The following is a 24,412-nucleotide window of genomic DNA, read 5'->3' on the forward strand; positions in this document are numbered from 1 at the left end:
GTGGACGATGACCTCAAACTCGATCCCGCAGGCCCGGTCCTCGTGGTCGGCGGCTACGGAACCGTCGGCGGCGACCTGACCCGGCTCGCCGCTTCCTCCTGGCCCCTGCTGCTCACCGGGCGCAACCCGGAGCGTGGCAGCGCGCTCGCCGACGAGGTCGGCGCGTCGGTGCGCCGCTGGGACCTCGCCGACCCCGCCCCCTTCGCCGCCGAGGTCCGCGCCGTGATCAGCACGGTGAACGACCCCGGCGACCGGGTGCTGCACGCCGCGATCCGCGGCGGCGTCCCCTACGTGGACATCACGCGGTGGACGGCGCGGCTCCAGCGGGCCACGGCCGTCGCCGCCGTGACACCGTCCACCGCCCCGGTCCTGTTCTCGTCCGGGTGGATGGGCGGGGTGACCAGCCTGGTCACCGCGGCTCTGGCCGACCGGCTCGGCGGGGCGTCCGCGGTCGGGATCGCGATCCGCTACGACCTCAAGGACCGCGCGGGCGCCGACTCCGTGGAGTTCATGGACCGCCTCGGGCTCGACTACGAGGTGACGGAGGCAGGCAGGCAGCGCCTCGTCATGCCGCTCAGCGACGCCGGCTACGTCACCATCGGCGAGCACCGGACGAAGGTCGCCAGGATCGACACCCCCGAGCAGTTCACCCTGCCGCTCACGCTCGGAGTCGGCACGGCCGTCACCCGCATCGGCTTCAGCGCCAACTCCTCGACGTCCACGCTGCTCGCCGTCAAACGCACCGGATTCTTCCGCTGGGGCCGCGGCGACCGCTTCCGGTCGATGCGGCGCTCGATGCTGTACTCGCCGGGCGAGGGCGGCAGCGCCCTGCTGCGGATCGACGTCCGCGACGCGGGCGGGGCCGTCCGAACGGCCACGGTCACCGACACCGCCGGCCAGGCGCACCTCACCGCGGTGGGCGGGCTGCTGGGGCTGCGCCGGGTGCTCGGCGAGGACGGCGCTCCTCCGCCGCGCGGGGTCGCCTTCCCCGAGATGACGCCGGTCCCGCAGGACGTCATCCCCGCGCTGGAGGAGCTGCGCGTCACGGTGGACGTGTCATGAGCGACCAGCCTGCGCCGACCGGCTCCGGCGAGCCGCGGCTGAGCCGTCGGGGCAGCATCCGGCGGGCGAGCGTCCTCGACGCGGCCGAACGGGTGCTGGTCGCCAAGGGGAACGCGGACGCGTCGCTGCGGGCGATCGCGGCCGAGGCCGGGATGCGCATGGGCCATCTGCAGCACTACTTCGCGACCCGCGCCGACCTGGTCAAGGCCGTGCTGGAACGGGCACTCGACCGCTCGCTGGGGCGGCTGGCCGAGGCCACCGGCCCGCAGTCCCTCCCGGCGATCACCGCCGACCCGGCCGCGGTCGTGACCGTGCTCCTCGCCGAGCAGGAGGATCCGCAGCTCGTCCGGCTCTTCGTCGAGGTGTGGGCGCTGGCCGCACGGGACGAGGACATCAACGCCGTGGTCCGGGAGTTCTACGGCAGGTACGTCGGCCACGTCGAGGCGTTCGTCCAGCGGCAGCGGCCCGGCTGGCCGGCCGAGACCTGCCGGGCCAGAGCCGAGACCTTCGTCGCGCTGGTCGAGGGCGCCTCCCTGATGCGCTCAGGCATCGCGGGCAGCCGCTCGGCCGCGATGGACGCCCAACTCGTCCAGTTCGCGGCCGAACTGCTGCGCGGCTGAGCCGCCCGAACGCGGTCGCGCCGCGTGGAAGTCGGCGGGACGTTTGAGCCGTTCGTCGTTCTGGTACGTGAAAGAGGCATGAAGAGTTGGAGAATCACGCTCCTACCTGCGCTCCTCCTCGCGCTCGGCATGGGCGCGGCGGAGCCGGCCCAGGCGGTCACCGAGAAGACGAGGACGCTGGTCACGCTCCACAAGGAAGGGGGGTTCGCGGGGCTCAACGATCAAGTGATCGTGTACACCAACGGATGTGTCCGGCTGAGCCGCCGCACGGGGCCGACCGTGGACGAGTGCCTGACCGAGACGGAGATGCGGACGCTGCGCGCCCATCTGAAGAACCTGCGCCTCGGGCGTTCGGAGCCCCAGCCGCAGGGCGCCGACTTCATCAAGTACACGATCGCCTACCGGGGGACCCGCGTCAGCCGCTACACGCTGCCCTCTTCCTGGAGCCCGGTGGTGCGGGACCTGGAGAAGGCCATGGAGAAGTACTGGGAACCGGACTGAGAGGAGATGTTCGAGTACCACGGGTGGGTGACCATCCGCGAGACGGCCGGCGTCGAGGACGCCCCTGACGGACTGCTGGAACAGCAGTTGGGCGAGATCCGCGCCTGCCTGGCCGAGCTCGGCGACTACGGCCTCGTCGACCTGCGCGTCATGAACGGCACGCCGTTCCTGCACCTGGCCGGTGCGCCCAACCACGACGGCGGCTGGCGCGGCGTCCTCCTCGGCCTGTTCGAACGGGTGGGACGGATCGCGCCCGGCTCCTACGGGCTGCTCCACGTGTGGGACGACGAGGGGGTCCATCCGAACGCGTTCCGGGTTTTCCGGCTGGTGCGCGGTGAGGTGAGCGAGCACGCCGACGCGCTGCTGTCCCCGGCGGTGCCGACTCTCGAGGATCCCTGGCCGGAGCTGCGCTGACCCGGAATCGTCAGCCTCGTACGCCATGATGACGCGCCTCAAGAAGTCCCGTGACTGCCGAGGGCGGAACCGCGAGATGGGGAGGCGCAAGGTGGCAGAATGCCCGGCATGACCGGATCGGATCCGAAAGCGGATCTTCATCGTTACCTGCAGTCCGCCCGCGAGGCCCTGGTGTGGAAGCTCGAGGGGCTTTCGGAGTACGACATCCGGCGGCCGCTGACACCGACCGGCACCAACCTGCTGGGGCTGATCAAGCACGTGGCCAGCCTCGAGTTGGAGTACTTCGGCGGAACCTTCGGCCGGCCGTCCGGCGAGCCGGTGCCCTGGTTCGCGGACGACGCGGAACCCAACGCCGACATGTGGGCGACCGCCGACGAGTCGCGCGAGCAGATCGTCGGCCTGTACCACCGGGCATGGGCGCACGCCGACGCGACGATCAACGCGCTGGCGCTGGACGCGACCGGCCACGTGCCGTGGTGGACGGACGACCGGAACCCGGTGACGTTGCACCGGATCCTGGTGCACGTGATCGCCGAGACCAGCCGGCACGCCGGGCATGCCGACATCGTCCGGGAGCTGATCGACGGGGTCGTCGGGATGCGAGCAGGCAACGACAACATGGCGCCGGTTGACGAGGCGTGGTGGGAGGCCTACCGGGGTCGGCTGGAGCGCGTGGCACAGGAAGCCGGCTCCGACTAGGCCCTGCCCCTTCCTTCTCGCACTGTCGGAGGCCCGTCCCGCACTGAACCAAATGCCGGGGCTGCCTGTCTGACCAGTAGAGCGAGGAGGTTCGCATGTACTTCAGGCAGGTTGCCACCACGTTCATGGCCGTGGCGCTGACCATGGCCGGCGTCCAGTCAGCGAGCGCGCAGGAGCCGAGCACGCGCACCGCGGGCGTCCAGTCCGTCGAATCGAGACCATGGATCAAGCTCGCGGGCACGTCAGGCAAGCTCAACGACGAGCCGGGAGCGGTCCGTCTGGCCTCGTACTCCCTGGTCTTCGACGCCGGCCAGGGCTACTACGGCTACCTGCGCGAGGGCGACAGGTTCGGCAAGACGCCTTACCGGGAGGCGCTGGTGGCGCCCGGGCAGAGGTGGGTGGCCGGAATTCCGGACCACCGGCTGTGGCTGGCCATGAAGAAGATCGACCTGATCGATCGTCAGAGCCGCCGGAAGTACACGATCTCCCTGCCCGCGCCCGTGACGTCCCCCGAGTGGTCACCGGACGGCCGCACCCTCCTGCTCACGGCGTACAAGGAGCACCGTGACGGCAGCCTGACCATCATCGGCTTCATCACCCTGAACGTGGCCGACCGCGTCCCCCACCTGGTCAAGGCGGGGCCCCGGCACCGGGTCTCCGACTGGTCCATCGGACGCGCCTTCCGCTTCTACTTCGCCGGCGAGTCCGGCCGGGTGCTGGCCGCGCACGACGACGCGAACTTCCCTTCGTCCAAGAGCCGCATCGCCGTCTACGACCTGCGCGGAAAGCTGCGCAGGTTCTACACAGGCGTCGGCGTCTTCGACGAATGGTCCGCCATAACGGTCTTCTCACCTTCGGGGCGGTTGTTCGCCACGTTGCTCCGCAAGGACGACAACAACGCCCAGATCGGCATCGTTGAGGCGTCGACCGGGAAGATCCTCCACCGGACCGGCAAGGACGTCCGCGCCTTCGCCGGCTGGTACGACGACGAGCACATCATCGTGAAGCGGGTGCACGGCCTCACCCAGCTCTACCAGCGCGTCAACCTCTCGGGCAGCGCCGACCTCGACCTGGTCAAGGAGAGGCTCACCGTCGGCCCCGCCGACTACGAGCCGCATCTGGAGCGGGTCGACTTCGTCCGCCCGAACTAGCTGAGTAACCTGGAGCCCCCAGAGGCGTTCACCTGAACGCCGACGGCTCGACCGACAAGAACGATCAGGTCGACCCGTGGTCCTCCCTGGGCCCGGTGAACTGGTTTCACGGCATCGAGCAGCGTATTTCCGGACGTGAGGTGAGCGGGCGTAGCGGTCAGGCGAGTCCCTCAAGCTGCTGTACGACTCTGTCGATCGGCGCGGAGGCGTCGATCTCGACGGTCGCGGTGGCTCGGAGCAGCGGCTCGACGACGGCCAGGTGATGCAGGATGGCGTCCCGCTCTTCGGGCCGCTTGCCGTAGGGGTTGTTGGTTCGTTCGGCGACGCGGGCAAGCAGCACGTCAGCGGGCGCGCTCAGCAACACGACGTGGTCGAACTGCGGGTAGAACTTGCCCTGGTTGCTCTTGCAACCGGCTACGAACAGGCTGCCTTCCTTGTGGCCGGCGAGAAGGTCGGTCATCGCCTCTTCGTGCCAGATCCAGTCGGACGAGCCGTCCGGCAGGGTCACCCAGTGGCTCCACCGGCCGTAGTCGGTATCGACGGTTCGATGCCCGCGCGTGCCCAGGATCTGCAGGGAAGTCGATTTGCCGGTGCCCGACATTCCGGTGACCAAGATTTTCGGCATGGGGAAAGGGTAGACGCGGCGACCGGTTGACCCGATGGAGTTCGCATAGACGTTCACGCGATTTGTCGGAGCGGGCTGCGAGACTCCGCGCATGCATGCTTTCGTACCCGCGATCGCCGCCGCGGTGAGGCGCTCACCGGGCACGCGTCCTGTTCCCAGCCACGGCGGGCGGCCGGTGTGAGCACGTCCGAGCAGTTCAGCCTCCAGGCGAGCCCGGACGAGTGGCGATCTGCGTGGATCGCTCGCGGAGAGCTTCGCGACCAGCGGTTCGACCTGCCCGCCGGAGTGTCCGGCGTGACCTTCGACCGGGCACGGCTGGTGAACGTGGACTTCTCCGGAACGCGGTTCGCCGACTTCGGCGCCCACGGCAGCGAGTTCGAACGATGCGACTTCTCCGGCGCTGGCTTCGAACAACTGTCGTTGGGCCGCACCGCCATGCGAGGGCCGTGGAACCTCGCCGACTGGCCGCAGTCGGTCTTCCGTGACTGCGTGTTCCGGCGCACTCGCTTCGCCCAGTCCACCTTCTTCGGCAACGTCCGGTTCGAGAGGTGCGTGTTCGACCGGTCTCGGCTGACGGACCAGACGTCCACCTTCGAAGCCGAGTTCGTCGACTGCGTCTTCCTCGGCCGCGTGCGGAACGTCAACTTCTGGGGCCGTCCGGGCGACCACGAGGCCGCGCTGGGCAGAGACCACAACGACTTCACCGGCAACGACTTCACCGGCGCGGAGCTCGACGACGTCGCCTTCCATCACATCGACCTCCAGGCCCAGCGCCTGCCCGGCCTGCCTGGTTACGCACTTCTCGACCGGATCAGCGAGCGAGTGGAGGCGGTGCTGCCCCTGGTGGAGCGCTGGCCGGACGCACGTCACCGGCAGGAGGCCGGCCTCAGCCTGGAGTTCCTCGCGGACGGGGCCCTGGCGCGCAACGACAACCAGGCGCTGGTGAGCCCGTCGAACATGGGCCGGAAGCTTCCGCCCGCACTCCGTCAGGAGTTGTTCGACGCGTTCAGACGCATGTCCAGCGATACATCCCCTGGCTGAGCCGGACGGCCTCGCGGGCCAGGTCCCGCAGGGACGTCATGCGTTCGACCTCGAACTCGTCGAGCAGCTCCTCATCCGCGTACGCGCGCAGCCGCGCGTCGTCGACGGCGGCGAGCGCGGCGACGGTCTCGGGCGCCGCCCGGTCCACGCCCGCCGCCTCGCCGTCGTCGATGAGGACCTGGCTGTCACCGAACTCGCTGAGGTCGCGTCCGCTGAGCTCGGCCGCCAGCGTGTCGAGCTCGACGAGCCACCCCTTGCAGTCGACGTACGGCAGGTTCGCGGCCTCCGGCCCACCCGACAGGGCCAGCCGGGCGGACTGCTCGGAGTCCGCGGTGAAATAGTCGACGAGAACGCCCATGGCGGGCACTCTATCGATCATGCCCACACCCGCACAGATTCCGGGCACGGATCAAACAGCCCAGTCCTGTACGACCCGGATCCGGTAGCGGAGGCCCAGCGGGCCCCGGGTCAACGCCCCTTGAGCCAGGCTTCCAGGACGTTCAGCTCGCGCAGTGGGAAGGCTCGGCCTCCCCACTGCCGGGAGTACTCCTCCTCCCCCATCTCGAAGAGCAGCCGCCTGACCGACCGGACCACCGCCCTCACGAGCGACCACACCTCGGCCTGGAGCGTGAACAGTTCCAGGCCCATCTCGTCCGGCTCGGGCCTCGTCCGGTACGGGAAGGTGAAGATGCGGAGCCGTACCCCGCCGTCCTCGTGCGTGAGGATCCATCGGTACTCAGTGGGCTCTCCGTCCCAGGAAAAGCGCATGTCGTCGCCCTGGGTGACACGCACCAGGCTGTACAGGAGCTCCTGGAGCGCATCGGTCAGATAGGACACGTCCATCCGGGCTTCGCGGCCCTCGTGGCCGATGCTGACCACGGCCCAGCCGTGCTCCGGCGCTGCGTAGGCGAACTCGATCCTCGACATGGCGGTCATCTCCGCGACGCTCCCCGACCTCAAACAGGTCCTGTTCACCTAGGGGGACGGCTGCTGCGGCGGGCCGGCCACCAGCAGACCCAGGGGAGCGAACGCCTCCTCCAGGTCGATGCGGTCGGGCGCGAGGAGCCACTGCTGGTGGATGCCGATCACGGCGCCCACCACGGTGACGGCCAGCGCCTCCGCGGAGGTGCCCGGGGGCAGCGGGACGCGCTCCAGCCACCTCCTGCAGAGGTCGCGCAACGTGTTGTGGATCTCGACATAGCGGTCGTGGATCGGCGAGCCGGGCTCCAGCGCCTCCACCAGGAGCGTGACGAAGAGCTTCGAGGTGGGCAGCCGCATGAGCACGTCGGCGCGTTGCCTCATGTTGTCGAAGCTCGCCGCCTCCTCGGGCAGCCCGCTGCGGATCACGTCCAGCGAGCGCTCGAGCACCGCGAGCAGCAGCCCCTCCTTGCTGCCGAAGTGCCACGGGATCGAGCCCCTGCTGATCCGTGACCGCTCCGCCACGTCGGCGAACGTGGTCTGCCTGTACCCCTTCTCCGCGAACAGCTCCGCCGCCGCCGAGAGGATCAGCTCGCGGCTCTCCTGACTCGTCTGCTCTCGTCGCGTTGTCACGCCACCTCCTTGTGCTAGCACTCATATTCTATGCCGACTAACATAGGAGGTGGCCGAGCCGGTCATTCCTGGTCAAGTCGCCGGCGGATCCGGTCGAACTCGCCGAACGCACGTCTTCGTCAGGGACCTCGTCGCCGCCCAGGCCCCTAGGGTAGGGCCCGCCCTACCCTGACGAACCAGCTCGCCTCACCCCAAAGACGCTGGTCAGCGGCATGGGAGCGGCGCTTGCGCGGCCCCTACTCTCGTCGACGTACGGATCTCACCGTGAGATCTGATTCTCCACGTGAGAGAGGTAAACAGCATGGCTAGGGACCGGAAGCGCATCAGCCGGCGGGGGCTGGCGGCGGCGGTGATCGCGATGGGAGCGGTCCTCGTCCCCGTGGCGGCCCAGGCGGCGCTGGCCGACACGGTCGGCGGGAAGCAGGACCCGGTCCGCGCACTGGAGCAGGCGGCGCACCCGCTGCGCTCGACCGAGCCCGGGAGGGGTACGGCCGACCTGCGCGCCCTGGGCGCGATGGTCGACGACGCCGAGGTGGTCGGCCTCGGCGAGGCCACCCACGGCTCCCACGAGTTCTTCACCATGAAGGAGCGGGTCTTCCGCTACCTCGTCGAGAAGAAGGGCTTCACCACCTTCGCCCTGGAACTGAGCTGGTCCGCGGGACTCCAGATCGACGACTACCTCCAGACCGGCAAGGGCGACGCCCGCAAGATCGCTAAAGAGGCGCTGGCCAACTCGCCGTGGGACCGGGAGGAGTTCCTGAGCCTCATCGAGTGGATGCGGGACTACAACCGCCGCCACCCCGGCCGCACGGTCCACTTCATGGGCGACGACATCGGCGCCCCCAAGCTGAGCGACGACTTCTTCAACCGGGTGACCGGCTACGTGCAGCGGACCCACCCGGAGTCGCTGCCGCGGCTCAACGAGCTCTACACCGGCCTGCGCCCGATCGACGACGTGTTCGCCTACCTGGGCAAGCCCCTCACGGAACGGCAGCAGCTCGCCGCCAAGGCCCAGCAGGCCCTGGATCTGGTCAGCGGCCAGCAGGGCACGGACGAAGACGAGTTCGAGCTTGCGGTCCAGAACGCCCGGTCCATCTCCCAGACGGCCACGTTCCTCGCCTTCGACCTCACCGACAAGGCCTCGCTGCCCGTCGCGCAGCGCTTCCGCGACCAGGTGATGGCCCAGAACACCGCCTGGTGGCAGCGGCGCACCGGCGACAAGATTCTGCTGTCGGCGCAGAACGACCACGTCGGATACGTGGCCGGCGAGCCCGCGCTGTACCCCAGGACGCAGGGGTCGTACCTGCGCGACACGCTGGGGAAGAAGTACGTCCCCATCGGCTTCACCTTCGACCAGGGCTCCTTCCTGTCGAAGGACGCCGCTCTCGGCGGCGACTGGAAGAAGTTCACCGTGGGCGCGGCCGAGCCCGGTATGAACGAGTACACCCTCGACCAGGTCCGATACCAGGACTACTACCTCGACATCCGCAACGCCCCGGCCGCCGCGCGCGCCTGGCTGGACGTCGCCCGCCCCACGCGCAACTTCGGCACCCAGTACCCCTACCCGCTCGCCGACGTCGCGATCGCCCGCTCCTTCGACGTCCTCATCCACCTCCACGACGTCCGGGAGGCCGACAGGCTGAAGCCGTGACGACCCGGCGTGACCCGCCTCTCCCGCCCGGTCCACCGTGCGACGGCGCGCGGAGCAGGATCCCGGCACGGTGGATGGCGGTCAGCGCGATGGCGGTGCTGATCGCCAACCCCACCGGCTCAGAGGACCTTCCAGTCGAGCCCGCCGGCGACCGCCTGGGGCTTCCAGTAGCCGACGGAGCCGCCGTTCTCCATGGCGTCGGCGGTGGCCTTGAGCAGGGCGTAGTACGAACGGATCCGGCGCCCTCCAGGCGTGAAGCTCATACCGCCCTCATGATCGGTGCGGCCGACGTCACGCCGCACCGAGTCGATCACGAGGTGGTCGCCCATGCCGTCGGCGCCGATAGGGAGCATGCGCCCGTCCCACCAGTCTGTTCGCGGATCGCCGCCCTCGTCCTCGGCCTCGATCTCGCACAGGCTCTGCCACGTGTCACGGATCGTCAGGACACTCAGGTTCTCCTGGCCCAGGAAGCCGAAGCCCCAGGTGTCCTTCACGGACACGGCCCCGTCGTGCCGTAGGAGCGAGGCCCGCAGGTCGTCGGGGAACAGCAAGCCCATCTGCGCCTCCGCCGCCGCGATGGTCTCAGCCTTTCCGGGCTTGCCGAGCGCGCGATAACTCCTTGGGGCGTTGGTCTTCAGCCACGCCTCGATCCGCTGCCACTGCCGGTCCACTGCCCGGGTCACCTTCGCGTTGAGCTTCCGTACGCGCGGGGTGGCGGTCTTGGGCCGGCAGTCCGCGTCGGGACTCGGCTCATCGACCGGAACTGGCTCCTCATCCTCGGTCGGCTGAGGGACGTGATCGCCGTCTGGAGCGGACTCCGTCTGAACTTCGATGACGCGGCAGCTGACACGTTCATTCGAGGGGGTGTTGGCGCACGGCCCGTCCTGGAGCGCATCTGCGTACTCTGCGAGAACCTCTACGCTCGTTTCCTTGGAGAAGACCGCAGACTCAAGGGCTTGAGTACTGACGGCGAGCAGGAGAAGCGCGAGTCCGGCCATGCCCCAACGGGTCAGGCGACGTCGGGCGGCTTCGTCCAGCGGCTCGCCGCCTTTGACGGTTCTCGCGAACGGGCGGCGGTCGAAGGAGGGCTTGGCATCGTAGCGCTTGAGATCCTCGGCGGTGGGAGTGCCGAGGATCGGGACCGGGGGCCAGCGGGATCCGGGTCCGCTCTCCACCTCGGTTGGGGAAGCCGCGTCGTCCTGCTGGGCTGGACGGCGTCCCGTCGGGCGTCGGCGAGAGCGCATGAACACGACGATGGTCGCTGCCGCAATGGCTGCCCCAAGCGCGAGCCATACGCCGCGGGAGGTGATCAATCGCCGCACGTCCGGCAGAGTACCTGGAATAGCTCTGCACAGAGATCAAAACCCCACCCGGCGGGCGCTGGCGCCTCTGTTCCGAGCTCAGGAGAGGTCGGCGCCCACCGTAGAGGCATCACCTGGGCCGGCGATACTTGTTGAGGGCCGCCGCAACGAGCTTGGCCGCCCGATCTGCGATCGCGTAGCCGGGCTTCCGGGCTGTGACGTCGATGACCACCGAGACGTTCAAGTACCGGTAGACGATCTTCGTTTGGTAGAGGTACGTCATAAAGCGCATTCGTCGGGTGTAGCTGAACGCCTCGTCGCCGACGTCCGGCCCCTTGCGGACCTTGGTCCCCGGGGTGCGCCTCGGCTCGTCCTTCATGAAGTCGACCATGCTGTCGTAGAACTGGGTGGCGTACGAGTCAGCCGGCATGCGAGTCACCGAGACGTGCAGCGAGGTGGCGTCCGCCCCGTTCCAGGAGCAGGACTGAGCCAGGAAGAACTGGCGCTTCATCGAGGTACCGAACAACGAGCGCGTCTGGGCGCTGGTCAGCAGGTCGCACGCCTCGAAGTCATCCCCGATCAACGGCGTGGCCGAGGGCGAGGGGATGTGCAACGTCGGAGGCTTGACGGTGTAGGTGGGAGGAGGCACGAGTGCGTACCCGATGAGGCGGACGACGTTCGGGAACAGATACGGCACGACCGCCACCCCCGCCGCCACGATCAGCACCACCGCGAGCACCGCGCCCAGGACGACCTGGGTGCGACGGCGTCGAGGCAGGCGCCTCGGCTGGGTCCGCTCCTGTCTGAGGGCCGGGCCGGTCGTGGGGGCCCCTCGTGCGATGGCTTCCAGCCAGCCGGCCACCTCTTCGGGAGAGCAGCGGCGCGCCGGGTCCTTCTCCAGGACCGCGGCCAGCACCGGTGCGAGCGGGCCGGCCAGCCGGAAGGGGGCGGGCTCCTGCATCAGCACGGCCGCCAGCACCGCGGCCTCGTTCGTGCGGGCGAACGGCGGGCCGCCCTCCACCGCCGTGAAAAGCGTGGCGCCCAGCGACCACAGGTCGGCGAGCGGGCCGTCGACCTCACCGCGCAGGCGCTCCGGGGCGATGTAGCCCGGCGACCCAGCCAGCAGCCCCGTCTGGGTGAGCGCGGAGTCACCGGCGATGGTCGCGATGCCGAAGTCGGTCAGCAGCACCCGCCCGTCGTCGGTGAGCAGGACGTTGCCGGGTTTGACGTCCCTGTGCAGGATTCCGGACGCGTGCGCGGCCGCGAGGGCGTCGAGCATCCGCACGCCGATCGCGGCGACCCGTTGCGGCGGCAGCGGTCCGTCGTCGCGTACGACCTGGTCAAGGGAGCGGCCGCGGACCAACTCCATGACGATCCACGGCCGTTCGCCATCGAGGACCACGTCATGCACGGTGACGATGGACGGGTTCGAGCGCAGGGTCGCGGCTGCGCGCGCCTCGCGGAGCGTGCGTTCGGTCAGTTCGGTCCGCGAGGCCTCGTCGAGGTCCGGTGGGAGCCTGACCTCCTTGACGGCCACCTCCTGCTGCAGGAGCTCGTCCATCGCCCGCCAGACCGTGCCCATGCCGCCCTGGCCGAGTTGCGACAGCAGCCGATAGCGGCCCGCTAGCAGCGCCACCGTGTCCCAACGGGCGCCTGAGGCACTGCGACCATCCGTCGCCTCCTGTCGATCTCACGGCCGGCCGGGCAAGTCGATAGTAGGGGCCAACGCGGCGAGAGGTGAGTGAATCGTGATCAAAAGGTATCTGCGCGCTATCGCATCGGGCGGTGAAGAAGCTTCGGCCGGGGCGCCGGTTCCCTCTGCGGCAGAGGTGCTGCCGCGCGCTCTTGATGGCCGGCCGTCGGCCTGGCACCTAGAGTGCCCGAATGATCGAGACACCAAGGGCGTTCGCGCGGAGCACTGTGGAGCGTGAAGGAGAGCCCGGAGCGGCGTGGCTCGCCGAACTGCCTGGGATCGTGGAGGAGCTGCTGGAGCGCTGGGAGTGCGTGCCGGACGGCGAGGTCATGCACGGGGGTGTCGGGCTCGTCGTCCCGGTGCGATGGCGGGCCGAAGGGACCGCGGTCCTGAAGGTGTCGTTTCCGCATCCCGGCAACATCCATGAGCCGGACGCGTTCGCAGCATGGGGCGGACGCGGAGCCGTTCTGCTGCACGAGCGCGACGATGAGCGGTTCGCCATGCTGCTCGAGCGGGTCCAGGTATCGAGACTGGCGGAGGTCGAAGACGGCGACGAGGTTGTGGCGGTCGCCGGGCGGATCAACCGCCGGCTGGCCATCCCCGCGCCGCCTGGCCTGCCGCGGCTGCGCGAGCAGGCCGACGCCTGGGAGGAGCAGCTACGCAAGGACGCCAAGGAGCTGACCCATACGCTGGCGCCTTACGTCGTGGACGCCGCCGTTGCGACCGTCCGCGAGTTGGGCCGCGTCCAGCCGGACGTCCTCATCCACGGCGACCTCCACGCCGGGAACGTCCTGCGCGCCGACCGTGAGCCCTGGCTCGCCGTCGACCCCAAGGGGTACGCGGGAGACCCCGCCTACGACGGCGGCACGCTGCTCAAGTCGCGCGCGCTGACGCTCCTCGAAGCGGACGACCTGCGCAAGGCCCTCCACCGCACCCTGGACGTCTTCGTCGACGCCGCGGAACTCGATCGCGAACGCGCCCAGCGATGGGCTCAGTTCCACGCCGTCCAGGCTGCGTTCTGGGGCCGCCGCCACGGATTCCGCATCGCCCGCAGCGGACCACGACTGGACTGGCGCACCCAATTCGCAGACCGCCTGGCGGAGCTGCTCACGGAACCCTCGGCCAGCGTCTGCTGACCTCGGTCCCCAGCAGCTGGATAGCGGCGAGGAACGCCAGAGAGATCGTCTCGCGGCCGACGACCGTCGCGTCGGGGCCGGGGTGCTCGTCGAGCAGTTGGTCCGGGTACGGCTGCAGCGGGGAGTCGTGCGCCGCAGGTGTTCGCCTGTGCCGTTCTAGGCTGTACCGATGATCAACTTGGTGGAGTGGACCAGGCTGGAGCCGTGGCGGGTCGCCCGTGCGCGCACCGACCGCGGCGAGTTCGTGATCGTCAAGTGGGCGGGCCCTCATCCTGACGGCAGGCACACCGAGGCGTGGCGGTTACGCACAGAGGTAGGCGCGCTGCGGTTTCTGACAGAGGATCTCAGAGTCGATCTAGCGCCACGCGTGCTGGCGGAGGATCTTCTCGCGGGGCGCATCATTCTCGAGGATCTAGCGCCGCGGGTTGCGCTGGACGGACTGTTACGCGGGGACGGTGTCTTCGCGCATGCAGTACGCCTGGAGGCTTTCGCTCGTGCCCGTGGCGAGCTTGGCGCGTTCACTGCCGGGCAGGCGGAGCTGTACTACCGGCGGCGAGAGCGGCTGGGGCAGGTCGATCCAGAGGCCGACCGGCTTGGGCGCGTCGCCCGACTGCGCCGAGAGGGGCTGTCGCAGGCCGAGGTGCTGGGAGTGCCGATCACCGGGGCGGTGGAGCGCGAGTTCGCCCTCGCGCTGGCGGAGCTAGCCGATCCGGGGCCGTTCCTGACGCTGAGCAACGGCGATCCGGAGACCAACAATGTCCTGGTCTGCGCGGACGGGCCGCCCGATGCGCGTCTGATCGACTTCGAGTTCGCCGGCTTCACTCATGCTCTGCACGATGCCGTCTGCCTGCATGTCCCCGGTCCGGCCTGGATGCGGGTGAGTACGACGGCGCAGGCTGCCGGTTCCGCACCTCTGCCGCAGGTTGGCGAGGTCTACCGGCGTGCTCTGGCAGTCGGGGTGCCGCAGGCCGAGGACGAGCGGCTCTATGGGATGGCCTTGGCGGCGGCGTGTGTGGCGTTCGCGTTGGCCCGCCTCTGGCGTCTGCAGGTGTTGGATAGGCGTACAGCAGGTGACGACAGCCGTGCCCAGCTCGTCTCGATCTTGGAGGCTGCCGCTTCTACCGCCCGGGAACATCATGCTCTGCCGCAGCTGATGGGCCTGTGTCAGCGCCTGGCCGAGGCGCTACGCCGCCGCTGGCCCGATGCAGACGTCGACACCGCCGCTCTGGCGCCCTATACGCCGCGCCTTGGGTGATGGGCAGGGTCGTTTCCTGGTGCGAGCACGTTCATGTGCGACGATCTTGACCGTGTGTAGCGACTGTTAGTGCCACGCCGTTTACAGTATGGAGTTCTTGGGCTGCATGGCGTGAATGGCTGCCTCTCCTGTCGGGAGGCGATGGTGACGCAACCGTTCACCCCGCTCGGGAGGCCCGCATGGCCGATGCACAGGAGATGTCAATCTGCCGCAGGGCGACGCGAACGATCTCAGGGTCGATGTGTTCGACCTGGTCTGGCGGGTACCTCTATGGCCGCTGAGACAGGCTGATGACCTGCAGACCCTCGTTACGCGGAAACCCCAACTGCACTCCCCCGCTGGTCAGCACACCGACAACGTCCGGCGGCGGCTTGGGGTCAGGCTCCCAGTCGACATTCGCGTCACTGAGAGCCGCGCACACATCTTCAAGAGGTCGGTTCCAGCGGAGAACCCACGGATCGAGCGTGAAGGCCCCGCCTCCAGCCGGAATCTCGAAAGTATCCGTATAGATCAGCCAGACCTGATCAGTCGACTCGTCGAAGTGGAACTCGATGTCGCCGAACACCCAAATGTCCTGGAAGTGCGGCCGTCTCTTCGACATGACCGCGTAATCGTCAGGCTCGCCAAACACGTCCCTGATGAACTCTCGCGGTGCTCCCAACTCGACGGGACCAAAGCGTCCTGACCGGAGCATCGCCAGCAACGAGACGTTCATCATCACAGGTCTCCTGGGGCACCATCGATTACAGATCCTCGGGTGCGGGGATGTGCACCAATCCCGGCTTGGTCACTTCTGCGAGCGCTTGACCGGCGAGACATCGGACCTCGGCCCATCCTGGATCAGCGGCGAGCCCTTCTGGGGTCCACTTGTCGGCGTTGACCTCACCGCTCATCCCATCCAAGCGGTCGTCGATGCGCTGCAACAACTCGTGCAGCGACGGCGACAAGAGTCCCGGCGCCTGCTCGTCAACGCTCCATACCGCCCACCCTTTGGCCCAGTCGAAGTCGAGTGCCAGTTCATCCTCGCTCCATCGATGCCGCCGACACCACGCGACCTGCTCATCAGCAGTTGCGGCAAGCATCACCAGCGTTTCAGCGAGGCGCAGCACGCAAGTGACCAGATCCGGCCGTCCTTGGTCAGAGGTCACTGTGCGGACCTTTGTTCCACCCGACTTGCGTCTCGGCGGCGTTGCGGAGCCGATCCCTCGGGATGGCGTACTGGAAGCGGTCGCCCTCCCACCGATGGATCATGAGACCCCGGACAGTGCTTGCGAGCCCCCGCCTGGCCGGATCAGTCGGCATAGAGCGCGGCCAGCCCGTCTGCAGCGGAAAGCCGCTTTGAGTGACATAGAAAGCCGCGACGTCTGGCATGAGGCAGGCGGACGGTGTCAGGCTGTTGGTCAGGCCGTATCCGAGCCGTCTGGTCACTCGACCCGGCTCTCCTGACGTTCTTCAGGTGTGGTCACGAAGCTGCCCATGCCTGGCTCGGTACGGATCAAGCCGTCCGCTCGTAGCGCACGCATCACCTTCTGGCCGGTGGCGTTGGCGATGCCGAACTCCTCGATGAGCGTGACAAGCGAGGGGATGCGCTCGCCTGGCTTGTATTCACCCGTGCGGATGCGCTCCGCGATGATCGCGTGGACTTGCCGCCACCTGGGCTGATTCGCCTTCAACTCCACCACCTGAGCACAGTAGGAAGCTGTTGCGTGCCATGGCGATGGACAGCGCGCTATAGCGCGCCATAGCTTTCCCGGCCTAAGATGCGTTCATGGTTACCTGGGAGACGTTCCCCATCGCCCTTGACCGGTGCATAAGTCCACACGTGGCAATGCCACAGCGCGACCATCTACGACTGGAGTGGCACCCGTCGGACCTACGCCTCAATAGGACACGCACGATCGCCTGGACGTGCGACTGCCGCGCCACGATGTACGAGCTATGCGCCGGCGGCGGCCAAGCCTTCATCCGCCGCACCATCCAACTCGACGACGGCCACCAGATCCACGAGACGAGCCCGTCGTCAATGAAGGAAACCTGGGCACTCTGGGCAGACCTGCTGTCCGGAGCCGCCCGATAGACGAGTGCCACACGATGACCGTCTGCTTTGAGACGGACCAACTGCTCTGGTGCCACTGACACCGACCGAGGTCAACGGAGGAGTACCTGTCAGGCCCCCGTTCTGCGCTACGAGGGGCCTCGCGGCGTTTTTCAGCTCGACTATCCCGGAGACTCCGCTCATATGGAGATCCCCCATTGGGTTCTCCGGGGACGAGGCTCTTGCCGTTCTGGCCGCCGCCTATCACCTTGGCCGCATTGTCGAGGAGGAGAGCTGCGTGGAAGGAGAGGACCTGGACCTCCAACTGGGGCGGCGAATCACGACGGGCACCCCCACTTCTTGATAAGGGTTGGGCATTCACGTCGGAAGCCCGCAACCCTGTCCAACCCCCGCAAAAAATCCTCAGAGGAGGCGGCTGCTGAACAGGTAATTGCGTCGCCGGGGACTGATCACGTTGGTCTCCCGCCATCGGCCGAGCCCCCAGATATACATCCGGTATCCCATCGTCAGCAGCGGCTCCGTCACGTCGCCCGCGACCATGCCGTACTTCTCGAGATGACGGTCCTCGATTTCCAGCAGGAGACTGGGCCGGTGGCGCTCGATCGTGTTGAGCCCGCCTTTCAGGACCGCCGACTCGAATCCTTCCACGTCCACCTTCATGAAGTTCACCCACGGGATCTTGCGGGTCTCACAGACGTGGTCGATCGTGTACACGGGCACTTCCAGGGTCTTGCCGGCGGACTTACCCGGACCTTTCAACCCCGTCTGGAGGTGCGCCCAGCCGTGGTTGGGCAGCAGTCCGAACCGGTACGGCAAGCGGAGCTTCTGTCGTCCGTTGGAGGGGCCGAGTGCGGCATTGGTGGCGATCACGTGGTTGGCCCCCGTGGCCTGCCGTACCGACTCCAAGATCTGGTACGGCAGGCGCAGCGGCTCGAAGCTGTGCACCTGCCCGGTACGCCCTACCAGGCGAGCGAGGGGAAAGGTGTACATCCCGTAGGCGGCGCCGATGTCCAAGCACACGTCGCCACGCCCCACAAGCTGCGACAGCCCGCGTAGTTCGGACTCCCGGGAGAGCGTGCGGGCCACCATGCTCGCCGTCGACAATCTGATCATGCCGAGGACGGTAGAAGGAAGATCGGCGCGGGCGAATCCCCCTCAGGAGCGCAACCGCCTGCTCCGCCTTACCTCTGCGGAGGGACGCCCGGCCACCACCAGTCCGCTCTCATAGGCCAGCACCACTGCCTGCGCCCTGTCGCGCAGGTGGAGCTTGCCGAGGATCCGCCCCACGTGGGACTTGACGGTCTCCTCCGCGATGGTCAGGCTGCGCGCGATGTCGGCGTTGGACTGACCGTCGGCGATGAGCCTGAGCACGTCGATCTCACGAGGGGTGAGCGCGTTCAGCCGCAACGCCTCGCGCTCGTCGATCGACTGCCTGCCCGCGAACTCCTCGATGAGCCGCCGGGTCACCGACGGCGCCAGCAACGCCTCTCCGCCGGCCACCACGCGCACGGCGTTGATCAGATCGGCCGGCGGCGCGTCCTTCAACAGGAAGCCGCTGGCCCCGGCGCGCAGCGCCGTGTAGACGTAGTCGTCGACGTCGAACGTGGTCAAGATCACCACTCTGGTGCCCGGAACGCTCGCGATCATGCGCCGGGTGGCCTCCAGCCCGTCGAGATTCGGCATGCGGACATCCATGAGAGCCACGTCCGGTCGCGTCCTCTTGGCCATGGCCACCGCCTCGAGGCCATCTGCGGCGTCGCCCACGACCTGGATGTCGGGCTGCGCCGACAGCAGCGCCGCGAACCCTCCCCTGACCATCGCGTGATCGTCAGTGATCAGAACAGAGATCATTTTGCCTCCTGCGGCAGTACGGCCCGCACGGCGTAACGCCCGTCAGTCAGCGCCCCCGCGAACAGTTCACCGCCCGCCAGGGTCACCCGCTCGCGCATGCCCACCAGCCCGTACCCGGACCCGGGCACTGACTTCACACCTGCCTCATTGACCACCTCGACCACGAGGTTCCCGCCGTCCAGACCGATCGTGACCAGGGTCGCGGCACCGTTGGCGTGCTTGATCACGTTGCTCAGCGCCTCCTGAACGATCCGATACACCGTGAGCGACGTCGCGGCGCTGACCTCCAAGGTCCGCTCCGGCAGTTCCAGCCGGACCGGCGTACCCGCCCGGCGCGCCGACTCCGCCAGCTCAGCCAGGCCCTCCAGCCTCGGTTGCGATGCCGAAGGCGAGTCATCCCGACCATCCCGCAGAGCGTCGAGGAGTTGCCGCATCTCGGCCAGTGAGGCGCTCGCCGCGCCGTTGATGTCGCGGAACTCCTGCAGCACCTCCCCCGACACCCCGCCCTTGAGCCGGTACTCGGCGGTCGCAGCTTGCACCGCGATGACGGACATGTGATGCGCCACCAGATCGTGCAGCTCACGGGCGATCCGTGCGCGCTCCTCCAGCAGTCGCCGCTTGCCGTGCTCTTCCGCGACGCGCAGCGTGCTCAGCCGCCGCGTCTTGAGATTGTGCCCGATCATCATCACGGCCAGCAGGCCCAGACCCCAGTTCACCATGGCCTGCACCACATGCGGCTGCCCGGTCCGTACCCAGAGCTCTGACAACACCCCGGCCGCCAGCGTGATCAGGAACACCACGGCCGCAACCCGCCGCGTGGATACCAGCGCCAGGGTGAACACCACCGGTGCCTGCGCTATCAGTTCACTCAGAAGCCAGGGCCCCCAGTCGTCGACGTTGAGCACCATCGCCAGGAGAAGCAGCCCCAGCATGATCCACCACGCGGCCATCGGCCGGTACCAGGACACGGTGACCGGCAGCGCGTATAACGCCCCGATCAGCAACCCGGGAACGCCCATCCCGAGAGCGACCGCGAACGTCCATCCATTGAGCAAGGCGACCAACCCCGCGGCGACGAAGTACAGGCGTCGCGGCACCAAGGGCCGCTCCGGATCGGCCGGCGAACCAGGCATCCGAGCACGATGAGCGCTGCGGACGAAGCTCAACACTCGTCCAACTCTACGTGCTCAGAGAACACGGATCCCCCTCATGGGCGCGCCGCCGACCTGCTCCGCTCCCGCAGGTCACGCCATGAGGACCTCGCCGAGCAACAGGTGCTCAACGAGGTCTCGGCCGCCCTGTCACCAGGCGCGGCAGCCGAAGTCCGCGGTGCGCGAGCCGTGGCGGAGGGGACCCCATGCCGTACCGGGCGACCTGGTCATCGGAGAGAAATTCGTCCTCAGAGCGATGGCGGATCATCGATTTCGGCAACGGACAGGAAGAGCTCGATGACCGGCACCGGTGTGTCGGGGCGTTGTACCGGGACCTCCAGGGTGAGCGTGCCGGGTGGCTGACCGCTCATCCGGGTGTTGTGGGCTACTTGATCCGGGTCCGTCGTGACCCGCCTGATCTCCGAGGCGTCGTTGAGCAGTTGGGCATAGCGGACCTTGCCCGCCAGCCCGGGCAGGTGCACGTGGCGCAGCGGCCAGCTGAACAGGTGCAGGTAGAGCCGGTCACCGTTCTGGGTGAGCCGGCAGTCGGGCGGGGCCGTGAACTCCGATGGCCCGCACCCGCGGATCGAGCGCTCGTGCAGGTCCATCCACAGGCCGATCTCCGCCAGCACGGCCAAGGCGCGCGGGTCGATGTCCCCGCGACCGGTGGGACCGACGTTGAGCAGCAGATTGCCGCCCTTGGACACCCCGTCGACGAGCATCTTGATGAGCAGGTCCGCGCTCTTGTAGTCGAGGTTGTCCCGGTCGTAGCCCCAGCTGCCGTTCAGTGTCTGGCACGCCTCCCAGAGCCCGTCTAGGGGCGCGGACGGCTGGTACTGCTCGGGCGTGATGAAGTCGCCGGGAATGCCGAGCCTGTCGTTCACCAGGATGCCCGGCTGCAGTTCCCGGACCATCGCCAGCAGTTCCGTGGAACCCCAGTCCGCGGGGCCCTTGCCGCCCCACCACTCAGTGCGCGTGGAGTAGGAGAAGTCGAAGAAGAGGTAATCGATCGTTCCATAACGAGTGAGCAGTTCCCGGACCTGCCCGTGCAGGTAGCGCCGGTATTCGGCGATGTCACCGGGCCGGTCGGGCGCGGAGTCGCGCAGCGGGTGAGTCCCGTCCACGGGGAAGTCGGGGTGATGCCAGTCGATCAGCGAGTGGTAGAACCCGACCTTGAGCCCCTCGGCGCCGCACGCCTCCACGAATGGCCTGACCAGGTCGGACCTCGCCTTGTAGTCGGTCAGGTCGCTGTCCCACAGACAGAAGCCGTCATGGTGCTTGGTGGTCAGCACGACGTAGCGCATGCCCGCCGCCCTGGCGGTCCTGGCCCAGGCGACGGGGTCGTACCTGTCGGGGTCGAAGTGGTCGACATACGGCTGGTACTCCGCGTCGGTCATCCGCTCGCGCGTCTTGACCCACTCGTGTCGGGCGGCCAGCGAATACGGCCCCCAATGCACGAACATCCCAAAACGATCTCTAATAAACCACGTCATGAAAAATCACCCCTTGAGGGCGCCGGATGACAGCCCGTGCACGAACGAACGCTGGAAGAACAGGAAGACGATCACGGAGGGCAGCAGCGCGAGCAGCGACGCCGCCATGACCACGCCGGGCGTGACGATCGGGTCGATCCGCAGGGTCCGCAACGCCAGCGGCAGGGTGTACGTCGAGGAGTCGCTGGCCACCAGCATCGGCAGCAGATACTGGTCCCAGATCATGGTGAAGCCGAAGACCCCGATGACCCCGAGGGCAGGCCTGCACATCGGCAGGATGATCTGCGCGAAGATCCGGAACTCGCCGGCCCCGTCCATGCGCGCCGCCTCTTCGAGCTCGCGTGGCACGTCCTTCATGAACTCCGTCATCACCAGAATGGAGAACGCCCAGGCGCCCACCGGCACGATCATGCCCGCGAGCGTCCCGATGAGGTTGATGTGCAGAACGGGCAGGTCCGACAGGATCAGTGACAGCGGGATCGCCAGGATCTCCTCCGGCAGCATGAGCGTGGCCAGAATGGCGACGAACACCAGCGTCATGAAGCGGAACCGCTTGCGCGCCAGCGCGTAGGAGGCCAGCGTCGAGACCACCACCTGCAGGAGCAGCCCGAACCCCACCACGAAGAACGAGTTCGCCAGGTATTTCAGCACCCCCTGGTCGACGGCGACAGTGAAGTTGTCCAGTGTCGGCTTGGAGGGCACGACGCTCAGCTGCGTCGGGTCGGACACATGATTGAAGGCGCTGACCAGCAGCGCCAGCAACGGCCCTGCGAACACCACCAGCACCAGCGCGTAGATCACGAGTTTGAGCAGCCGCCCTGCGGGCGTCTTGCTTTCCTTGAGCCCGAGTGCGGTCTCGCTGGCGACGCTCATTGGCTCTTCCTACTCCGGAGGATGGACACGAGAACGGTCAGCAGGAGCGTGGCGAGGAACAGCAGGACCGCTCCGGCCGACGCGACGCCCAGCCGGTTCTGCTCCAGGCCCAGCTTGGTGATCAAGGTCATGACGACTTCCGTGGAGCCGTTCGGCCCGCCGTTCGTCAGCAGGAACACCTCGGTGAAGACCCGCAGCCCGCGGATCGCCGCCAGGATGAAAAGGATCGTGAAGACCGACCGCAGCCCCGGCAGCGTCACGTGCAGCAGCCTGCGCATCCGCGACGCGCCATCGACGATCGCGGCCTCGTACAGGTCCCTGTTCACCCCCGCCAGCCCAGCCAAGAAGATCATCATGTCGTACGGCGCGCCGCGCCAGACCCCGGTCACGATGACCGAGGCCATCGAGGTGTGCGGGTCGTTGATGAACCCGGACGGCCCCAGCCCCACGATTCCGATCAGGGAGTTCAGCATGCCGTCGCCGGTCGGGTGATAGATGATCCGCCACAGCTCGGCGACGACCGCCATCGGCACGACGACCGGCAGGAAAGCGGCAGAACGGATGAAGCTCAGCTTGCGGCTCTGCCCCTCCATGAGCAGCGCCAGGATCAGACCGAGCAGCATCGAACCGACCGTCTGGAACAGTGCGAGGAGCACGGTGTGCCAGGCGGCCTGCTGGAAGCCGTCGGAGGTGACGACCTTGGCGTAGTTGTCCGCACCCACCCACTGGTTGCCCAGGAACGGCCGCACGTTCTGGAACGACATCACCAGGGCGTCGGCCATGGGGACGAACTTGAAGTACAGGAACAGGACGAGCGCGGGGGCCAGGAACAGCCACGGGATCCACCACCGGCCGCCCCGGCCGCCGCCCCTTCGCCGGGAAGGCGCGGCGACCCTTTCGACGGCGACCGGCTCCGCGTGGTCGACACTCATGACGCGGCGACGCCCTGCTCCGCCAGGATCGCGGCGAGCTTCGTATCGAGCTTCTGCAGCTCTCCCTTCAGGTCCAGGCCGCAGTCCGCGACCAGGGCGTTGACGGTTTCGGCCGCGGTCTGCCGCACCGGGGTCCAGTTGGGCAGCGACGGGGCGTAGTGGCCGGAGGTCTGGTAGATCTCGGCGAAGGTCTTCCAGCGCGGGTCGGGGCGCACCTGGCCGATGTCGACGGTCTTGTTGACGGGGAGCTGGACGATGTAGGCGACGTCGCCCTCCATGCCGACCTTCTGGCCCTCCGCCGAGGTCGCGAACGAGGCGAAGGCGTCCTGCCCGGCGTTGTTCGGCGAGCCCGCCATCAGGTAGATCGCGCCGCCCTCGGCGAGCACGTCGGCGTTCTTGGCACCCTTGGGCATGGGCACGACCTCGTACTTGTCCTTGCCGAGTGACTTGTCGAAGCGGGGCATGAGGTACGGCCCGACGACGTACATGCCGGCCCTGCCCGCCTCGAACGTCTCGTTGGTCGGCGGGGTGTCCATCGTGACGGCGCCCGGCTGGATGACCTTGTCCTTGCAGCCGAGGTCGCGGAACCACTGCACCGCCGCAGCGGACTCGGCACTGGACATGGCCGGCTTGAACTTGCCCCCGCCCGCGTCGGTGACGAAGTCGCCGCCCGCCGCCCAGAGGAAGTTGGAGAAGTACCAGGAGGCGTAGCCGCGCTTGGTCGACAGCGGCGCCGCCAGCCCGTAGGTGTCGTTCTGGCCGTTCCCGTCGGGGTCCTTCTCGGTGAACGCCTTGGCCATCACCGCGAGCTCGGCCCAGCTCTTCGGCGCCTTCAGCCCCAGCTTCTCCCGCCAGTCCCTGCGGATGAGCAGGGCGCTGGCCTGGGCGGAGTACGGCACGCCGTACTGCTTGCCGTCGACGCCCTTGCCGGAGGCGAGCGCGCGGTCGGCGAGATCCTTGCCACTGGCCAGCTTGCCGAGGTCGATCTCCCGCAGCAGGCCCTGGCTCTGCATGGTGCCGAGCTGGGTGACGTCGTTCATGACGATGTCCGGAAGGTCCTTCTGGGCGGCCCGCTGCTGCAGCTTCGTCTCGAAGTCGTCGAAGATGGCCGTTACCTTGACCTTGTAGCCTGTCGCCTTCTCGAAGGCGGCGACCAGCCTCTGCGTGCCCTGCTCGCCGGGCCCGCCCGGCGTGGTCCTGGTCCACAGCTCCAACGTGGCCTTGGCGTCCTGGTCGACGTTGGTTCCTGCGGCTCCTGACGAACACCCGGCCAGCGCCACCACCAGGGAAGCCAGGATCCATCGCGTTCCGTGTGTGGAGGACGTTCGCATATGTGAATGGCTCCCTCTACTTGGA

General features: G+C 68.0%; 26 protein-coding genes. 10 read left to right on the plus strand and 16 right to left on the minus strand.

Annotation, left to right across the window (positions count from 1 at the left end; genetic code table 11):
* From ABT294_RS20685 to ABT294_RS20710, 6 genes are all read left to right on the plus strand, one after another.
* Positions 1–1,062, plus strand: coding sequence for a saccharopine dehydrogenase family protein (locus tag ABT294_RS20685; RefSeq protein ID WP_350807662.1), 1,062 nt, complete (start codon positions 1–3; stop codon positions 1,060–1,062).
* Entirely contained in the window at positions 1,059–1,682 is a 624-nt protein-coding gene (locus ABT294_RS20690; protein WP_350807664.1) for a TetR/AcrR family transcriptional regulator, read from the plus strand. Before ABT294_RS20685 ends, ABT294_RS20690 begins: the two co-directional genes overlap by 4 nt.
* Positions 1,683–1,760: 78 nt before the next feature.
* Positions 1,761–2,183 (plus strand): hypothetical protein, encoded by a 423-nt coding sequence (locus tag ABT294_RS20695; RefSeq protein WP_350807665.1) that lies wholly within the window; start codon positions 1,761–1,763, stop codon positions 2,181–2,183.
* 6 nt (positions 2,184–2,189) lie between these two features.
* Complete coding sequence (locus ABT294_RS20700; RefSeq protein WP_350807666.1) at positions 2,190–2,597, plus strand: Imm7 family immunity protein; 408 nt, start codon at positions 2,190–2,192, stop codon at positions 2,595–2,597.
* A 108-nt stretch (positions 2,598–2,705) separates the two neighbouring features.
* Positions 2,706–3,296 carry a DinB family protein gene (locus tag ABT294_RS20705; protein WP_350807668.1) on the plus strand — a complete coding sequence of 197 codons (591 nt, stop codon included), beginning with the start codon at positions 2,706–2,708 and terminating at the stop codon, positions 3,294–3,296.
* Positions 3,297–3,391: 95 nt separating this feature from the next.
* Positions 3,392–4,447, plus strand: coding sequence for a TolB-like translocation protein (locus ABT294_RS20710; protein WP_350807669.1), 1,056 nt, complete (start codon positions 3,392–3,394; stop codon positions 4,445–4,447).
* A gap of 157 nt (positions 4,448–4,604) precedes the next feature.
* Here the strand turns inward: ABT294_RS20710 and ABT294_RS20715 are convergent, their stop codons facing one another.
* Entirely contained in the window at positions 4,605–5,129 is a 525-nt protein-coding gene (locus tag ABT294_RS20715) for an ATP-binding protein (RefSeq protein ID WP_350807670.1), read from the minus strand.
* A 120-nt stretch (positions 5,130–5,249) separates the two neighbouring features.
* Here ABT294_RS20715 and ABT294_RS20720 point away from each other — a divergent pair, with 120 nt between their 5' ends.
* A complete protein-coding gene (locus ABT294_RS20720; RefSeq protein ID WP_350807671.1) occupies positions 5,250–6,113 on the plus strand; it encodes a pentapeptide repeat-containing protein in 864 nt (287 codons plus the stop codon).
* Here the strand turns inward: ABT294_RS20720 and ABT294_RS20725 are convergent.
* From ABT294_RS20725 to ABT294_RS20735, 3 genes are all read right to left on the minus strand, one after another.
* Entirely contained in the window at positions 6,079–6,492 is a 414-nt protein-coding gene (locus ABT294_RS20725; RefSeq protein ID WP_350807672.1) for a hypothetical protein, read from the minus strand. The genes ABT294_RS20720 and ABT294_RS20725 overlap by 35 nt on opposite strands.
* Positions 6,493–6,581: 89 nt before the next feature.
* Positions 6,582–7,049, minus strand: a complete 468-nt coding sequence (locus ABT294_RS20730; RefSeq protein WP_350807674.1) for a hypothetical protein — start codon at positions 7,047–7,049, stop codon at positions 6,582–6,584.
* 39 nt (positions 7,050–7,088) lie between these two features.
* Positions 7,089–7,664, minus strand: coding sequence for a TetR/AcrR family transcriptional regulator (locus ABT294_RS20735; protein WP_350807675.1), 576 nt, complete (start codon positions 7,662–7,664; stop codon positions 7,089–7,091).
* 301 nt (positions 7,665–7,965) lie between these two features.
* Between ABT294_RS20735 and ABT294_RS20740 the strand changes: the two genes are divergently transcribed.
* Positions 7,966–9,315: an erythromycin esterase family protein gene (locus tag ABT294_RS20740; protein ID WP_350807676.1), complete on the plus strand. Its 1,350-nt coding sequence runs from the start codon at positions 7,966–7,968 to the stop codon at positions 9,313–9,315.
* A gap of 119 nt (positions 9,316–9,434) precedes the next feature.
* On the opposite strand, the gene ABT294_RS20745 is transcribed toward ABT294_RS20740, so the two are convergent.
* Positions 9,435–10,637, minus strand: a complete 1,203-nt coding sequence (locus tag ABT294_RS20745) for an SMI1/KNR4 family protein (protein ID WP_350807678.1) — start codon at positions 10,635–10,637, stop codon at positions 9,435–9,437.
* A 109-nt stretch (positions 10,638–10,746) separates the two neighbouring features.
* Positions 10,747–12,252 carry a serine/threonine-protein kinase gene (locus ABT294_RS20750; protein WP_350807679.1) on the minus strand — a complete coding sequence of 502 codons (1,506 nt, stop codon included), beginning with the start codon at positions 12,250–12,252 and terminating at the stop codon, positions 10,747–10,749.
* A gap of 248 nt (positions 12,253–12,500) precedes the next feature.
* On the opposite strand from ABT294_RS20750, the gene ABT294_RS20755 reads away from it, so the two are divergent.
* Positions 12,501–13,445 carry an aminoglycoside phosphotransferase family protein gene (locus ABT294_RS20755; protein ID WP_350807680.1) on the plus strand — a complete coding sequence of 315 codons (945 nt, stop codon included), beginning with the start codon at positions 12,501–12,503 and terminating at the stop codon, positions 13,443–13,445.
* 169 nt (positions 13,446–13,614) lie between these two features.
* Positions 13,615–14,700 (plus strand): aminoglycoside phosphotransferase family protein, encoded by a 1,086-nt coding sequence (locus ABT294_RS20760; RefSeq protein ID WP_350807681.1) that lies wholly within the window; start codon positions 13,615–13,617, stop codon positions 14,698–14,700.
* Positions 14,701–14,968: 268 nt separating this feature from the next.
* Here ABT294_RS20760 and ABT294_RS20765 read toward each other — a convergent pair whose 3' ends face one another.
* The 10 genes from ABT294_RS20765 to ABT294_RS20810 all read right to left on the minus strand — a co-directional run bounded on the left by ABT294_RS20765 (position 14,969) and on the right by ABT294_RS20810 (position 24,387).
* Positions 14,969–15,418 (minus strand): hypothetical protein, encoded by a 450-nt coding sequence (locus tag ABT294_RS20765; RefSeq protein WP_350807682.1) that lies wholly within the window; start codon positions 15,416–15,418, stop codon positions 14,969–14,971.
* Positions 15,419–15,443: 25 nt separating this feature from the next.
* Positions 15,444–15,848: a hypothetical protein gene (locus ABT294_RS20770; RefSeq protein WP_350807683.1), complete on the minus strand. Its 405-nt coding sequence runs from the start codon at positions 15,846–15,848 to the stop codon at positions 15,444–15,446.
* A gap of 276 nt (positions 15,849–16,124) precedes the next feature.
* Positions 16,125–16,382: a GntR family transcriptional regulator gene (locus ABT294_RS20775; RefSeq protein WP_350807684.1), complete on the minus strand. Its 258-nt coding sequence runs from the start codon at positions 16,380–16,382 to the stop codon at positions 16,125–16,127.
* Between the two features lie 776 nt (positions 16,383–17,158).
* The gene (locus ABT294_RS20780; protein ID WP_350807685.1) at positions 17,159–17,869 is read right to left on the minus strand and encodes an FkbM family methyltransferase; all 711 of its coding nucleotides are present in this window, start codon (positions 17,867–17,869) and stop codon (positions 17,159–17,161) included.
* A 42-nt stretch (positions 17,870–17,911) separates the two neighbouring features.
* On the minus strand, positions 17,912–18,607 hold the full coding sequence (locus tag ABT294_RS20785) for a response regulator (protein ID WP_350807686.1): 696 nt from the start codon (positions 18,605–18,607) through the stop codon (positions 17,912–17,914).
* Positions 18,604–19,776, minus strand: coding sequence for a sensor histidine kinase (locus tag ABT294_RS20790; protein WP_350807687.1), 1,173 nt, complete (start codon positions 19,774–19,776; stop codon positions 18,604–18,606). Before ABT294_RS20790 ends, ABT294_RS20785 begins: the two co-directional genes overlap by 4 nt.
* A gap of 230 nt (positions 19,777–20,006) precedes the next feature.
* The gene (locus ABT294_RS20795; protein WP_350807688.1) at positions 20,007–21,251 is read right to left on the minus strand and encodes an alpha-L-fucosidase; all 1,245 of its coding nucleotides are present in this window, start codon (positions 21,249–21,251) and stop codon (positions 20,007–20,009) included.
* Positions 21,252–21,257: 6 nt separating this feature from the next.
* Positions 21,258–22,124, minus strand: a complete 867-nt coding sequence (locus tag ABT294_RS20800; RefSeq protein ID WP_350807689.1) for a carbohydrate ABC transporter permease — start codon at positions 22,122–22,124, stop codon at positions 21,258–21,260.
* Positions 22,121–23,056: a carbohydrate ABC transporter permease gene (locus tag ABT294_RS20805; protein WP_350807690.1), complete on the minus strand. Its 936-nt coding sequence runs from the start codon at positions 23,054–23,056 to the stop codon at positions 22,121–22,123. Before ABT294_RS20805 ends, ABT294_RS20800 begins: the two co-directional genes overlap by 4 nt.
* Positions 23,053–24,387: a sugar ABC transporter substrate-binding protein gene (locus tag ABT294_RS20810; RefSeq protein WP_350807691.1), complete on the minus strand. Its 1,335-nt coding sequence runs from the start codon at positions 24,385–24,387 to the stop codon at positions 23,053–23,055. Before ABT294_RS20810 ends, ABT294_RS20805 begins: the two co-directional genes overlap by 4 nt.
* Between the last annotated feature and the right edge of the window lie 25 nt (positions 24,388–24,412).

Source organism: Nonomuraea sp. NPDC000554, from assembly GCF_040300065.1.
Classification (GTDB): domain Bacteria; phylum Actinomycetota; class Actinomycetes; order Streptosporangiales; family Streptosporangiaceae; genus Nonomuraea.